At 71.4% G+C, this 13,322-nt stretch carries 11 protein-coding genes; 2 read left to right on the top strand and 9 right to left on the bottom strand.

The annotated features are described in order from the left end of the window. Nucleotides 1–57: 57 nt before the first annotated feature. Nucleotides 58–1,524 (top strand): glycoside hydrolase family 43 protein, encoded by a 1,467-nt coding sequence (locus tag AB0E24_RS38555; RefSeq protein WP_359384261.1) that lies wholly within the window; start codon nucleotides 58–60, stop codon nucleotides 1,522–1,524. A gap of 114 nt (nucleotides 1,525–1,638) precedes the next feature. After that, entirely contained in the window at nucleotides 1,639–2,577 is a 939-nt protein-coding gene (locus AB0E24_RS38550) for a LysR family transcriptional regulator (RefSeq protein ID WP_251770418.1), read from the top strand. 65 nt (nucleotides 2,578–2,642) lie between these two features. Here the strand turns inward: AB0E24_RS38550 and AB0E24_RS38545 are convergent, their stop codons facing one another. The 9 genes from AB0E24_RS38545 to AB0E24_RS38505 form a co-directional block, all read right to left on the bottom strand. Then, nucleotides 2,643–3,953, bottom strand: a complete 1,311-nt coding sequence (locus tag AB0E24_RS38545) for an alpha-glucosidase/alpha-galactosidase (protein WP_099015672.1) — start codon at nucleotides 3,951–3,953, stop codon at nucleotides 2,643–2,645. Next, a complete protein-coding gene (locus AB0E24_RS38540) occupies nucleotides 3,950–4,906 on the bottom strand; it encodes a carbohydrate kinase family protein (RefSeq protein WP_069867413.1) in 957 nt (318 codons plus the stop codon). The genes AB0E24_RS38545 and AB0E24_RS38540 overlap by 4 nt, the downstream gene beginning before the upstream one ends. A 46-nt stretch (nucleotides 4,907–4,952) precedes the next feature. Then, on the bottom strand, nucleotides 4,953–5,789 hold the full coding sequence (locus tag AB0E24_RS38535) for a carbohydrate ABC transporter permease (RefSeq protein ID WP_069867567.1): 837 nt from the start codon (nucleotides 5,787–5,789) through the stop codon (nucleotides 4,953–4,955). A gap of 71 nt (nucleotides 5,790–5,860) precedes the next feature. Then, complete coding sequence (locus AB0E24_RS38530) at nucleotides 5,861–6,811, bottom strand: carbohydrate ABC transporter permease (protein WP_359384258.1); 951 nt, start codon at nucleotides 6,809–6,811, stop codon at nucleotides 5,861–5,863. 10 nt (nucleotides 6,812–6,821) lie between these two features. Further along, the gene (locus AB0E24_RS38525; RefSeq protein WP_359384255.1) at nucleotides 6,822–8,138 is read right to left on the bottom strand and encodes an ABC transporter substrate-binding protein; all 1,317 of its coding nucleotides are present in this window, start codon (nucleotides 8,136–8,138) and stop codon (nucleotides 6,822–6,824) included. 15 nt (nucleotides 8,139–8,153) lie between these two features. Next, entirely contained in the window at nucleotides 8,154–8,990 is an 837-nt protein-coding gene (locus AB0E24_RS38520) for an endo alpha-1,4 polygalactosaminidase (RefSeq protein ID WP_102936716.1), read from the bottom strand. Between the two features lie 326 nt (nucleotides 8,991–9,316). After that, nucleotides 9,317–9,928, bottom strand: a complete 612-nt coding sequence (locus AB0E24_RS38515) for a DUF742 domain-containing protein (RefSeq protein ID WP_174885443.1) — start codon at nucleotides 9,926–9,928, stop codon at nucleotides 9,317–9,319. A gap of 16 nt (nucleotides 9,929–9,944) precedes the next feature. After that, nucleotides 9,945–10,394 (bottom strand): roadblock/LC7 domain-containing protein, encoded by a 450-nt coding sequence (locus tag AB0E24_RS38510; protein ID WP_069867416.1) that lies wholly within the window; start codon nucleotides 10,392–10,394, stop codon nucleotides 9,945–9,947. 30 nt (nucleotides 10,395–10,424) lie between these two features. Further along, complete coding sequence (locus AB0E24_RS38505) at nucleotides 10,425–13,295, bottom strand: nitrate- and nitrite sensing domain-containing protein (protein ID WP_359384253.1); 2,871 nt, start codon at nucleotides 13,293–13,295, stop codon at nucleotides 10,425–10,427. Nucleotides 13,296–13,322 lie beyond the last annotated feature (27 nt).

The raw sequence follows: 13,322 nt of genomic DNA, 5'->3' as shown, positions 1-13,322 counted from the left end.
CAGACCCATCCGCCCCGGCGCCATGAGCCGTACTCGTATCGACGCAAGGAGGCGCCCATGCGCCCTCGCACGGCCCACCGCCACGCCGCACTGCTCACCGCACTGCTGGCCACCCTGTGGGGCCTGCTCTCGGCCCCGCACGCCGCCGGTGCGGCACCGTCCACCGCCGCCGCGGCACCGCACGCCGCCGCCGCGGGCACCTTCCGCAACCCCCTGAACACCGGCCCCGACCCGTATGTGACCTCCTGGAACGGGGCCTACTACCTGACCACCACCCAGGGCGACAGCATCCGCATGTGGCGCTCCTCCTCCCTGGGCACCCTGCTCGACGCCGACCCCATCACCGTGTGGACGGACACCGACGGCTCCCGGAACCAGCACATCTGGGCGCCGGAGTTCTACCGCTTCGGCGACCGCTGGTACCTCTACTACACCGCCGACGACGGGGTGGACGACCACCACCGGCTCTATGTGCTGGAGTCCGACCGCGACGACCCGGCCGGCCCCTACCACTTCAAGTCCCGGCTGACACCGCCCAACCACACGGCCGACTTCGCCATCGACCCCGGCATCCTCCAGCACAACGGACGCCTCTACCTCGCCTATTCGGGCATCAACCAGTACCAGCACAACGGCCTCAACATCGCCCCGATGTCCAACCCGTACACCGTCTCGGGCAACGCGGTCGCCATCAACGCGGCCGGCGGCTGCCCCGAGGTGCGCGAGGGCCCCGAGTTCCTCTACCGCAACGGCCGCACCTGGATGACGTACTCCACCTGCGACACCGGCAAACCGGACTACCAGGTCTGGATGATGTCCCTGCCGTCCGGCGCCGATCCGCTCGTGCCCGGCAACTGGACCCAGCACTCCGGTGCGGTGTTCTCCCGCGCCGACGACCACGGCGTCTACGGCCCCGGCCACCACGCGTTCTTCCGCTCCCCCGACGGCACGGAGGACTGGATCGTCTACCACGCCAAGACCACGTCGACCAACACCTACAGCGACCGCACCACACGCGCCCAGAAGATCACCTGGCGCGCCGACGGCAGCCCCGACCTGGGCCGTCCGCTCGCCATGGGGGCCACCCAGGACCTGCCTTCAGGGGACCCCGGAGCGGGCACCTACTGGATCAACGACGACGGCCGCTCCAGCGGCGACGGAAGCCTGGCGTACACGGGCAGCTGGAACTCGGGAACGGGCTGTGCCGTCCAGTGCTTCTGGAGCGATGACCACTGGAGCGACCAGGCGGGCAACACCGCCACCTTCTCCTTCACCGGCACCCGGATCGCCCTGCTGTCGGTCCGCGACACCGGCAACGGCATCGCCGCCCTCAGCGTCGACGGCGGCGCCGAGCAGCGCGTCGACTTCTACGGCGCGATCCGCACCGGTGAAACCCTCCAGTACCGCAGCCCGCGGCTCCCGTATGGCCGGCACACCCTGCGCATCCGGGTGACCGGCGAGCACAACGCCCAGTCGGGGGCCTCGTTCGTGAGCGTGGACCGCGCCGAGGTGTACACCCGCTGACCTCCGGCACATCCGCGGCCCCCGCCCGGCGGCGGGGGCCGTACGCATCGCCGGATCGGGCCGTGACCTGACGCCCGGCGCAATCCGGCCCGGCCATCCCTTACCGTGGCGCATGTGGATCTCAACCTGCTCGTGGCGCTCGACGCGCTGCTGGAGGAGAACAGCGTGACCGCCGCGGCGGACCGGCTGCATCTCACACCACCGGCGATGAGCCGGACGCTGGCCCGGATCCGCCGCGCGACCGGCGACGACATCCTGGTGCGCGCCGGACGCAGCATGGTCCCGACCCCGCGCGCCCTCGAACTGCGCGAGGAGACACGTGACCTGGTCCGGCGGGCCACCGCCGTGCTCACTCCCGTACGCCGGCTCGACCTGGCCCGGCTGAACCGGCACTTCACGGTGCGCGGCCATGACGCGCTGCTGGCGGCCCTCGCCGCCCCGCTGATCGCCAGGGTCGGCGCCACGGCCCCGAACATCCGCCTGAGCCTGCTGGCCGAGTCCGTCGACCAGCCCCATCTCACCCGTGGCCAGGTCGACCTGGAGATCGGCGCGAACGAGCCGGGCCGCCCTGAGCTCTCCTGTGAGGTGGTGGGCACCGACCGGATGGTCCTGGCGCTGCGGCGGGGCCATCCGCTCGCCAAGGGACGGGTCGGCGTCGACCGGCTCGTCCGGATGGCCTTCGTGACCGTCTCGCGCCGGGGCCGTCTGCACGATGCCGTCGACGACGCCCTGGCCGAACGCGGTCTGCGGCGGCGGGTGATCGCGTCCCTGCCGACGAGCGCCGCGGCGCTGGACGTGGTGTCCCGTTCGGACGCCGTGGCCGTCGTCGCCGAACGGGTCTGCCGGCCCGCGTCGGCCAGGCTGGGCCTCGTCACCCGGCGGCTCCCGCTGGAGCTGCCACCGACCCCGGTGGTCGTCACCTGGCATCACCGGCACGACAGCGACCCCGCGCACGCATGGCTCCGGGGCGAGGTGCGGAGTGTGCTCCGCGAGGTGACCGACGGCGCGGGCCGGCCCGCGACCGGGCCCGGCCACCGGAGCGGATCCGCGTAGCCGAGCCCGGGGGCCGGGGCTTATCCCTGCGTCATCGGTCGCTTGGCACACTATTATTCATATTGTCAGCTACCGAGCGTGGCACGCAGCGCGGGCTGGAGCCGGTCGGCGTGTGCCCGGACCATGTCGTCGCACAGCTCCCAGATCTGCTCGACCCGCAGCGCCGCGGCGGTCGCCGGGTCGGTCATGGCCGCGTGTCGGATATGGCGCGGCTCGTCCTCCAGGGCGGCGCGCACCACGAGGTCGTTCATGCTGAGGTAGGTGCGGTTGAGCGCGGCGAGCTGCGGGGGCAGCGCACCGGCGCTGGTCGGCCGGACACCGGACCGGTCGACCAGACACGGCACCTCGACCACGCCGTGGGCCGGCAGATTCTCGATGAGGCCGTGGTTGGGCACATTGCCGTAGACGGTCCTGGGGGTGCCGGTCACCATGGAGTGGACGATCTGCGGGGCGTACTCCATGGTGCCCTCGACATCGATACAGGCGCCGGTCGCGAGGGCGTCGCGGGTGCGCTCGTACGCGGCCACGTTCTCCTCGACGATGCCGAGATAGGCGCCGATGGGCAGCCGCAGCCGCTCGATCTCGCTGTCGTGGCCCAGATACCACGGCACATACTCGGAGGAGTGCTCGCTGGTCTCGGTCGGGTAGTAGCCGAGCCGCCGGTACATGTCGACGCGGACCCGCCGCCGCAGCTGCTCGTTCTCGGCGATCAGCGCGTCAAGACGGGGGTACAGATCGGTGCCGTCGTGCTCGAAACGGAGCACCCACGCCTGGTGGTTGACCCCGGCGGCGCGGTAGGTGACCTCGTCGAAGGGGACCTTCAGCAGGTCGCACAGGTCGTGCATGGTCCAGTGCACCGAATGGCACAGGCCGACCACCCGGGTCAGCCCGGTGGCCGCCACCAGGTACTGCACGTTCATCGCCATCGGGTTGGTGTAGTTGAGCAGCCATGCCTCGGGGCATACGGCGGCGATGTCCTCGCCCAGCGCCTTGAGGAACGGGAAGGTGCGCAGCGCGCGGAAGATGCCGCCCACGCCGAGGGTGTCGCCGATGGTCTGCCGTACGCCGTGGCGCGCGGGGATCTCGAAGTCGATACGGGTGGCCTCGCCCATGCCGATCTGGACGAGGTTGATGACGAAGTCGGCGCCGTCGAGCGCCGCGCGCCGGTCGGCGTGTGCGGTGATCCGCGCGTCGGCGCCCCGCCGCTCGGCGATGTACCGCGCGGCGGCCTCGGCGGTGGCCAGGCGTTCGGCGTCGATGTCGTGCAGGGCGATCCGTGCGGTCCGCAGCTCCGGGAAGGCGAAGAGATCCGCCAGCAGGCCCTGGGTGAAGACGACGCTGCCGGCGCCGATCAGCACGATCTTGGGGTTGATCATGAGGGGGTGTCTCCGTTGGCGGTGAGGTGGGTGAGGACTTCGTCCCAGGTGGGCTGGGCGGGGGTGCCGCCCGCGGCGCGGGTCGACAGCGCACCGCAGGCGGCGGCGAGGTCGAGCGCCTCGGCGATGGGCCGGCCCGCCAGCCGTGCGGCGAGGAAGCCCGCGTTGAAACTGTCGCCCGCGCCGACGGCGTCCACGGGTGTCACCCGGACTCCGGCGGTGGTGAGCAGGGTCCGGCCGTCGTGGCACAGGGCGCCGTCCGCCCCGTTCTTGACGGCCACCAGCGGGACCCGGTGCGCGAGGAGTTCGGCGGCGGCCGCGACGGATGTGCCGTCGGTACCGGCCAGCCGGTGTGCCTCGGCGGCGTTGGGCAGCAGGAGGTCGGTGTCGGCGAGGACGGGCGCCAGCGCCGTACGGTCCCATCGGCCCGAGGGGTCGTCGTTGGTGTCGAGCGAGGTGGTGGCGCCGGCCGCGCGGGCGGTGGAGAAGAGGCCCGGCAGATCGGCGGCGAGCCGTGGCATGAGGAAGAAGGACGCGGCGTGGATGTGCCGGGCCGAGGTCAGCAGGTGTGGGGGCACATCGCGCCCCGAGGTGGCGGCGAGTGTGCCCGGCGAGGTGAGGATGGCCCGGTCCGCGCCGCGGGTGACGATGACCGTGAGCGGTGTCGGCAGGCTCTTGTCCAGGTGCAGCGCGCCGACGTCGACGCCGTGTGCCGCGAGCCGGTCGCGCATGTAGTGGCCGGCGCCGTCGTCCCCGACACGTCCGGCGAAGGCCACGCGCAGCCCCAGCCGGGCGGCGCCGCACGCGGTGATCGCGGCGGATCCGCCGAGGGTGAGCGCGCCGCTGTCGATGAGCTGTTCGCGCTGGCCGAAGGCGAGTGGGGAGTCGAGCGGTCCGACGATGACGTCCGGGTTGGCGTCCCCGATGACGAGCAGGTCGAAGGTGGGCGGCATACGGGTTCCTGAGGGGTGAGGGAGGAGGGGCGGTGCCGGGCCGTGATCAGCCCTTGAGCCCGGTGGAGGTGATGGACCGGACGAAGGTCTTCTGGGCCGCGAGGAACGCGAGCAGCACCGGCAGGACGGTGATCACGTTGCCCGCCATCACGGCCGACCACTGGGTGTGGTGCTGCCCCCGGAAGGTGGTCAGGCCCAGCTGGAGGGTGTAGTTGGCGTCGTGGTTCAGGGCGATGAGCGGCCACGACAGATCGTTCCAGGTGGTCAGGAAGGTGAGGACGGCGACGGTGCTCAGCGCGGGGCGGGACAGCGGAACGACGATCTGGAACAGCACCCGCAGCCGTGAACATCCGTCGATCCAGGCGGCCTCCTCCAGCTCCCTGGGCAGGGAGAGGAAGAACTGCCGCAGCAGGAACACCGCGAACGGCGTCACCAGCGACGGCACGATCAGCGCCCCGAGGGTGTCGATGAGCCCCAGCCTCCGCATCACCAGGAAGGTCGGGATCATCGTCAGCTGGAACGGGATGGCCATGGTGGCCAGCATCAGCACCAGCAGCACCCGGGACCCGCCGAACCGCATCCGGGCGAAGGCGTATCCGCCCAGCGTCCCCAGCAGCAGGTTGGAGACGACCGCGACGGCCGAGACGATCAGGGAGTTGGCGAACCAGCGCGGGAACATCGCGTTGCCGAGCACGTACCGGTAGCCGTCCAGGTGGATCCCGGAGGGCCACAGCGCCGGCGGGAACCGGTTGATCTCCGCGTCGCTCATCACCGAGCTGAGCGCCAGCCAGATCAGCGGTACGGCGAAGAGCAGCGCCAGCGGCGCGAGCAGCAGATGCCAGGGGTTGAAGGGCAGCCGGAGCCGGCGCCGTGGGCGGGCCATGGGCTCCCCGGTGGTCCGGCCGACCGGCCGGAGCCGCTCGGTGGCTCTCCCGGGGAGGTGGGACAGGTCCGTCATGATGGGGCTCCCTCGAGGCGGCGGTCGTCGCGGCGCCGGACCAGCCGCAGCACGGCGGCGGCCACGAGCAGGGCGACGCCGAGGACGTAGGCCGCCGCGGCCCCGTAGCCGGCGGTGAAGTTCCGGAACGCCTGCTCCCAGACGAAGTAGACGATCACGGTGGTGGATCCGAGCGGACCGCCCTTCGTCGTCACATACACCAGGTCGAAGACCTGGAGGGCGCTGATCGTCTGCCACAGCAGCAGGAACACGCTGACCGGCGCGATCGTGGGCAGGGTGACATGGCGCAGCACATGACGGCGTTCCGCGCCGTCCAGGGTGGCGGCCTCGGTGAGCTCCTGGGGGACGTCCTGGAGGGCCGCGAGGTAGATCACCACACAGAAGCCGGTGCCGCTCCACAGCGAGATGGCCACCAGGACCAGCAGCGCCTGGCCCGGATCGGACAGAAACCCCTGAGGGGAGACTCCGAGGCGGTGCAGCAGCGAGTTGGCCGCGCCGAACTCCGGGTCGAGGATGAAGGAGAACAGCACGCCCTGGGCGGCGGCCGACACCACGAACGGCACGAAGAGCAGGGTGCGGTACAGCCCGGCGAACCGGATGCGGCGGTTGAGGACCAGCGCGAGCAGCAGCCCCAGACCGATGCTCAGCGGCACATACAGCGCCGTGTACTCCAGTGTGTTGCGCACGGCCTGGGCGAACTGCGGATCGTCGGCCAGCTGGCGGTAGTTGTCCCAGCCCACCCAGACGCTGGGGGTGAGGAGGTCGCTGTACTGGAACGACAGCAGCAGGGACCACAGGACGGGGATGACGCTCAGGCCCAGGATGACCAGGACGGAGGGCAGGACGAACGCCCAGGCCGTGGCGGCCTCCCGGCGGCCACGGCGGCGCGCCGGACCGGCCGGTGCGCGCGGTGCGGGACGGGTGATGGGGGTGGGCAGACGGGACATATGAGGCTCCTCAACGCACCTTGGCCATGGCGGCGTTGGCCTCGTCCGCGCATCGCCGCAGCGCCTTCGCCGGGGTGCTCTTCCCGAGCAGGACGGCGGTGATGGCCTCGCCGAACGGGATCGAGATCTTGGGGTAGGCCCGGTCGACGGGCCGTACCCGGGCGGTCTCCAGCGCCTCGGTGAACACCGGAAGACCGGGCACCTCGGCCGCGTACTTCCGCCACCGTGGACCGCGCTCGGCCGGCCGGCTCTGCGGCAGGCTGCCCGCCTCGGTGTCCCACAGATACGCCTGGTCGGGCTCCATGAGCCAGCCCACGAAGGTACGGGCGGCCTTCAGCCGCGCCGAGCCGTTGTCGAACACGCTCCAGGTGTCGGGGCCGGAGATGGTCACCGACGTGCCGTGGAAGCTGGGCAGCGGTACCACCTGGTAGTCGATCTTCGCCTGGCGGATATCGGGCAGCTGCCAGGGGCCGGTCGCGACCATCCCCACCCGGCCGGAGGCGAATGCCTGGTACATCTGCTCGCCGCCGGGTTTGGGATCGACGTAGACACTTCTGTCCCTGGCGAGCGCCGCGAGCACATCGAGGGCCCGGACCCCGGGTTCGCCCGCGAATCCGATCTCCCGCTTGCCCTCGGCGATGACCTCTCCGCCCAGATCCCAGATCATGGGCCACATGCGCCACACCGTGTCCTCGTCGCCCGCGGCGGGCCAGCCGGTGCCGAAGGTGCCCCTGCCACGGTCGGTCAGCTTCCTGGCCGTCTCGATGAAGTCCGGCCAGGTCCAGCCGGGGCCGGGCAGTTCGAGACCGGCCCGGTGGAAGAGGGTCTTGTTGCACACCACGGCGAGCGAGTCCAGCACCGCGGGCACCGCGCGGACCACACCGTCCACCGTGACCCCCTCCCGGGCGGCGGGCCAGTACTGCTTCCAGGGCACCTGCCCGGAGTCCACGACCGTCGTCAGATCCGCCAGCTGGGGGCTTCTCGCGACATTGGCCAGATCGGAGCCGAAGATATAGGCGACATCGGGCGGGGATCCGGCGACGAGACCGGCCATCACCTTCTGCAACATGTCGTCCGCCAGCACTCCCCCGCCCAGGTCGATCCGTATCGAGGGGTGGCTCCGGTGGAAGTCGGCCACCAGCCGTTTGACCGCTTTCAGTGCGGTGCTGGTCTGCCCGTGCCACACCTCGATGTGGACCACTCCATGGGAATCCACCCCCAGGCCCGTCCCGCATCCCGCCATGGCGCCGGTGAGCGCCAGCGCACTGCCGCCGCGCAGCACTCCGCGCCGGGAAGGGCCGCCGCGCATGCGATGGACCTCGTCCATGTCCGCCTCCGGAGGTCAGCAGGTCTTGCGGAGGTATCCGCCGTGGCCCTCGGGGACGACATCGCGATCACGCTGTACGACGCTCACCCGGTCGCCGTACCGGCAGGCGTTCGCCATACCGGCGGCGGTGTACTCGATGAAGATGGCGTGGTCCCCGAACGCGGAGAGGTACTGGGAGCACTCGTTCCACTCGGGGTCGCCGCACTCCTCCGCGATGGCGAAGTCGAGACCGTTGGCGGCGTGGTTCGGGGCCAGTTCCACGGTGTTCTTCTGGCCGACGGCCAGGCCCTTGCCGTGGCCGTAGGAGGAGAGGATCCGCATATAGGTCTGGGCGTGCGAGTCGGTGATCGCGCCCTTGACGACATCCCGGGTGTAGGTGTCGAAGTTGTCGAGCTCCAGGGCGTTGAAGCCCTTGGCGGCGCATTCGTCGATCTGGGCCTCGATCTTGTGCGCGATGCTCTGCCGCTTGGCGTCGGTGGTGATGTCCAGGATCGCCTCGTCCCAGTCCGGGTCGATGACGACCTCGCCGTTGCCGTCCTTCAGCAGCAGGTCCCGGTCCCAGTCGTCCGGACCGCCCGGGTCGCCGATCCGCTGGGTCTGGAAGGCGTTGACGTAACAGATGTTGTACAGGCCGGGAGCCGGGGAGGCGCTGTGGTCACGGCTGACCACCCCCACTCCGCTCGGCGGGGTGTACGCCCCGCCGATCTGGTAGTCGAAGCCCGCGTGGACCGGGGGAAGGGCGACCGAGGCGGCCGAGGCGGGGGCGGGGGCGAGAACACCGGCCGCGGCGGCCGAGGCGCAGGCCACGGCGGTGCCCACCGTGGTACGGATGCGCGAACGGTTCAGGCTCATCGCAGAGCTCCATGATCCGGGGGCACGGCCCCGCCTCGGTCGCGGACGGCGACCTGGCGACTCGGGCCGGACTCGCGGTGGCACCGCATACCGGCTGGGCGTACCTCTGCCGCCGAAAACTCCACATCGGCGTGCCAGGGAGTAAACCGATCAGGCCGAGCCACGTCAAGAGCTTGAAACTGCTCAGTGTCGGCTTGGAACGCGCACAAGCAATCAGCGCGCCGGGATATCACGGCGGACATCGCACGTGAAGGCGGACATAAAGGCGCGCGAGGACCTGTTCGATCCTCGCGCGCCGAACCGCAGCCGGCTTCCCCAGCCAGCCCCTAGATCCGCCGAAGCCCCACCAGCACCCGCTCCATCAGGGAGACGTCCGGTGTTTCGCCGTCCGCGGAGGCCGTGCGGTGGACGGTGATCAGCCCGCGCTCCGCCATGTCGCCGAGCAGGACCTTGGCCACGCCCAGCGGCACCGAGAGCATGGCCGCCACCTCCGCCACCGACCTCGGCTCCTGGCACAGCGCGATCACCGGGCGGTGGTCCGCCTGGAGGGTGGCGGCGGAGCGGTGGCCCAGATCGGTGGTGGTGACCAGGGTCTCCACCTCGAAGTGATGGTCGGACCTGGTCCGGCCGCCGGTCCAGGAGTAGGCGCGCACCAGCGAGGCCGGGCCCTGGCTCTCCTCGTGCTCGGACTCCCAGACGGCCGGCTGGTCGGGGTCCGACGACGCCCCCGGGAAGGCTCCCGTGGGGTCGCCGGGCCCGGCGTCCGCGGCCTCATGGCGAGACCGGGGCTCCTGCTTCCCGTCGGATCGAGGCGTCTTCCGCCCGCGTCGGCCTTTGCCGAAGCTGAAGGCGTTGAGCACGTCGGCGAAGGTCTGTTCGTCCTCCGCCCCCTGTTCTCTCCCAGGTCCCTGCCCGGAAGGGCCTTCACCGGTGCTCATGATCTCCCCGTTCGGCCTATTGGGCTGCTGTCCGCTTCACGGCTTGCAGGTTCAATTCCTGCAATTCGGCGCGGAGTTCCGGGGTCAGCATCTCGCCGACCTGGTCGACCAGTACGGTCATCTCGTATGCCACCTGGCCGATCTCGCAGTCCGGCGCCGCCAGTACCACGAGGCACGAGCCGTCCTTGATCGACATCAGCAGCATGTTTCCATGCTCCATCTGGACCACGGACGAGCGCACATCACCGGTTTCCAGGCACTGGGCGGCGCCCTGGATGAGGCTGACGGCCCCCGCCGCAATGGTGGCCACCTGCTCGGCTCGATCCGCCGCCAGCCCGTCCGACGCGGTGAGCAACAATCCGTCGGCCGAGACCACCACGGCATGCGCCACATTGGGCACACGCTCGGTGAAGTTGGTGACCAGCCATCCGAACTGGCTCACCTCCCGCAGCTGGGGTGAGGTCATGGGTTCTTCCTGTCCATCTTCGCTGAGACCTTATGTCTCGTCGCGTCCGTCGGGCTGAGCCCGGCGGATGCCCGACTGGTAATTGCTGAGGAACGTATGGGTGCGCCCGGCGTTGCGCCGCGCGCTCTCCTGGTCTCCGGTGGCACGCGGCGTGGGCCGGTCTCCGGTGGCACGGGGCTTGTCCTGGTCCGGGACCGGGCGCTGGCGCGGCATCCGCCGGGGCAGCCCGGCCGGGGTGGTTCCGCCCGCCTCCGCGACGCCCGGCCGGTCGTGGACGATCCGGCCCGGCTCCGCCGCGGCGTCCGGCCCGCTGTCATCGGGGGCTCTGGACTCGGCGGGGGCGGGGCCCCGGGGGGCCGGGGCCGCCGGGAGGTCCACCGGCCCGCGGCCGTTCGGCCGCTCCTCGCCGGGAGGGCCTTGCGGTGTGTTCTCGGACGCGGCCGAGGCGAACCATGGCGAGGGGGCGTCGTCCTGGGCGGGCGGACGCGAACGCTGGGGTGGCACCGTGGGCTGCCCCGGCGGCCGTTGGGCACGGCGGTCCGCGGGGGCCGCGCCGTTGCCGGACCCGGCACCGGTCCGCTCGGGTGCGCCCTCGCCGACCGGTGCGCCCTCGCCGACCGGGCCGGGGTGGCCCGACTTGGCGGGGTGGCCCGTCCTGCCGGGAGGTGTCCTGCGCGGCAGTCCGCCGCCGTCCTGCTGGGGATCGGCGAACGCCCGCGGACGGGCCGGCAGGGAGCGGCCCGTATGTCCGGAAGCGGCCGGGGAGTCACCGGCGCGCAGCGAGCGGGCGGCGTCGGGCGTGCGGCGCGGCAGAGGTGCCGCGGTGACGCCGCCGACCTCCCGGTGCGCCCGCGCCGGCTCGGCGGTCCTGGCGGAGGCCCGCCGGACGGGCAGTGCGGACTCCCGGCCGCCGGTGAGGGCGGGCCGGTCCCCGAGCATCAGCTTGGCCGGTACCAGCACACCCGCCCGCAGTCCGCCACCGGTGTCCCGCTCCGAGATCAGCTCCACGCCGAGGCCGTGGCGACGGGCCAGCCGGCCGACGACGGTCAGACCCATCTGCCGGGACGTCGGTACCTCCACGGATGCGTCCCCCGCTACGCGACGATGAGCCTTGGCCAGTTCGGCGCCGCTCATCCCGAATCCCTCGTCGCGGACCTCGATCAGTGCGGAACCGTCAAGCCGTAGTGTATTGCTGATGATCACCTGGGTCTCCGGCGGGGAGAACGCGGTGGCATTGTCCAGCAGCTCAGCGATCATTCGCGCCAGGTCACCGGCAGCGTACCCGATCACTTCGGCCTCGGGAACGGGCTGCACCACCACCCGCCGGTAGTGCTCGATCTCGGAGACCGCGGCCCGCAGCACACTGTCGAGCGGGACGCGTTGCTCGGAGGGGCGGACCGGGGTGCTGCCGCAGAGCACCATCAGGTTCTCGTTGTTGCGCCGCATCCGGGTCGCCAGGTGGTCCAGCTTGAAGAGGCTGGCCAGCTGGTCCGGGTCCTCTTCATGCGATTCGAGCTGCTCCATCAGGCGCAGCAGCCGGTCCACCAGGCTCTGGCTGCGCCGGGAGAGGTTGACCAGGGTGTCCCGCAGGTCGCCGCGGAGCGCGGCCTGCTCGGCGGCCAGACGTACGGCCTGGCCGTGCACCGCGTCGAACGCCCGCGCCAGCTGCCCGAACTCCTCGGTGGTGTGGACCGGCACGGCGCTGATCGACGTACTCGACACCTCGCCCTCGCGGATGCTCGACACCGCCTCCGGGAGCCGCCGTTCGGCCACGTCGAGCGCGGTGGAGCGCAGTACGGTCAGCGACCGCAGCAGATGCCGGGCGATGGCGATCCCGATGGCGAGGGCGAGCAGGAGCACGGCGAAGAGCAGCACGGACTCCGCACCGGCCCGGTCGCTCGTCTCGTCCTGCAATTTGGCGGAGGTCACGCGGAGCCGGTCGGCGAGCCTCTTCTCCACCGTGTGGATCAGGGTTCCGGTCGCCTCCGAACTGCGGTTCCAGTCGCGGACGGAGAACGGCGGCGATGTGTCGGCGGCGTTCTGCCCGGCGCTCGGCGCTGCCGGCCGGGACATCACGGCATCGAGCAGCTCAGTGCGCCGTTCGACCTCCGGGCCGGTGACGGTGCGCTGGTAGGCGCGTTCGTCCGACGCGGCGGCCACGGCCCGGAAGTCACTGAGGTTGTCCCGCATCCGGATGTCGGACTCCACGAGCGCCCTGATGAGCTTGGGGTCCTCCAGCCTGCCGGGCTCGGGGGCCTGGGTGACGATCACATGCTGGAGGTGGACCTGCTCCTGGACCAGCTCCAGGTCGTACAGCGCGGTCGCAGGTCCGGACAGCTGGGGTTCACCGAACCGGCTGCCCAGTGCCTGGTCCAGGTCGAGCAGACTGTTGATGATCTTGCTGTACCGGGTCACCGCGGTCCACGAGCCGATGCCCTTGGACGTCACCTGCGCACGCAGCGCGGGCAGCTGGTCCAGCAGCTCGAACGCGTCGCGGTAGCGGTTCGCCGTCACCCCTTGGAGCCCGTGGGCCCGCTCCGTGGTGTGTGCGACGGCGGCCTGGGCGCGGTCCACGCGCTGGTTCTGCCGTCGGAGCATGGCCGGATCGGCGGAGCCACCGCCGCGCAGCCGCTCGGCCGACATGGTCCGCTCCATCTGGAGATCGCCGATCAACGGCATCAGCCCATCGCGCAGCTTGACCAGCCGCTGTACGTCCGCGTACGAGTTGGCGCGCTGGACGTCGCGCTGGATCTGCACGACGCCCAGGGCGACGGCGAGCAGAGCGGGCACCACCAGTACGGCGCCCATCTTCACCGGCAGCCGCCAGTTCCGCCATTCCACGACGCCGGCCCACCACGACGGCGAGCGATCGCGCGCGGCCGCATGCCTGCCCGGGGTCATGAGGCGCCCTCCGCGCTCGGACCGGCT

The organism is Streptomyces malaysiensis subsp. malaysiensis (assembly GCF_040653035.1).
Taxonomy (GTDB): Bacteria; Actinomycetota; Actinomycetes; order Streptomycetales; family Streptomycetaceae; genus Streptomyces; species Streptomyces malaysiensis.
Note: the sequence above shows the minus strand (reverse complement) of the source record. Positions and strands in the feature narration are given on the sequence as shown.

Coding starts and splice junctions, on each gene's coding strand:
- AB0E24_RS38530 (WP_359384258.1), bottom strand. CDS start 6,811: ATGTCCCGTCTGCCCACCCCCATCACCCGTCCCGCACCGCGCGCACCG.
- AB0E24_RS38545 (WP_099015672.1), bottom strand. CDS start 3,953: ATGATCAACCCCAAGATCGTGCTGATCGGCGCCGGCAGCGTCGTCTTC.
- AB0E24_RS38535 (WP_069867567.1), bottom strand. CDS start 5,789: ATGGCCCGCCCACGGCGCCGGCTCCGGCTGCCCTTCAACCCCTGGCAT.
- AB0E24_RS38515 (WP_174885443.1), bottom strand. CDS start 9,928: ATGAGCACCGGTGAAGGCCCTTCCGGGCAGGGACCTGGGAGAGAACAG.
- AB0E24_RS38540 (WP_069867413.1), bottom strand. CDS start 4,906: ATGCCGCCCACCTTCGACCTGCTCGTCATCGGGGACGCCAACCCGGAC.
- AB0E24_RS38510 (WP_069867416.1), bottom strand. CDS start 10,394: ATGACCTCACCCCAGCTGCGGGAGGTGAGCCAGTTCGGATGGCTGGTC.
- AB0E24_RS38525 (WP_359384255.1), bottom strand. CDS start 8,138: ATGGACGAGGTCCATCGCATGCGCGGCGGCCCTTCCCGGCGCGGAGTG.
- AB0E24_RS38555 (WP_359384261.1), top strand. CDS start 58: ATGCGCCCTCGCACGGCCCACCGCCACGCCGCACTGCTCACCGCACTG.
- AB0E24_RS38520 (WP_102936716.1), bottom strand. CDS start 8,990: ATGAGCCTGAACCGTTCGCGCATCCGTACCACGGTGGGCACCGCCGTG.
- AB0E24_RS38505 (WP_359384253.1), bottom strand. CDS start 13,295: ATGACCCCGGGCAGGCATGCGGCCGCGCGCGATCGCTCGCCGTCGTGG.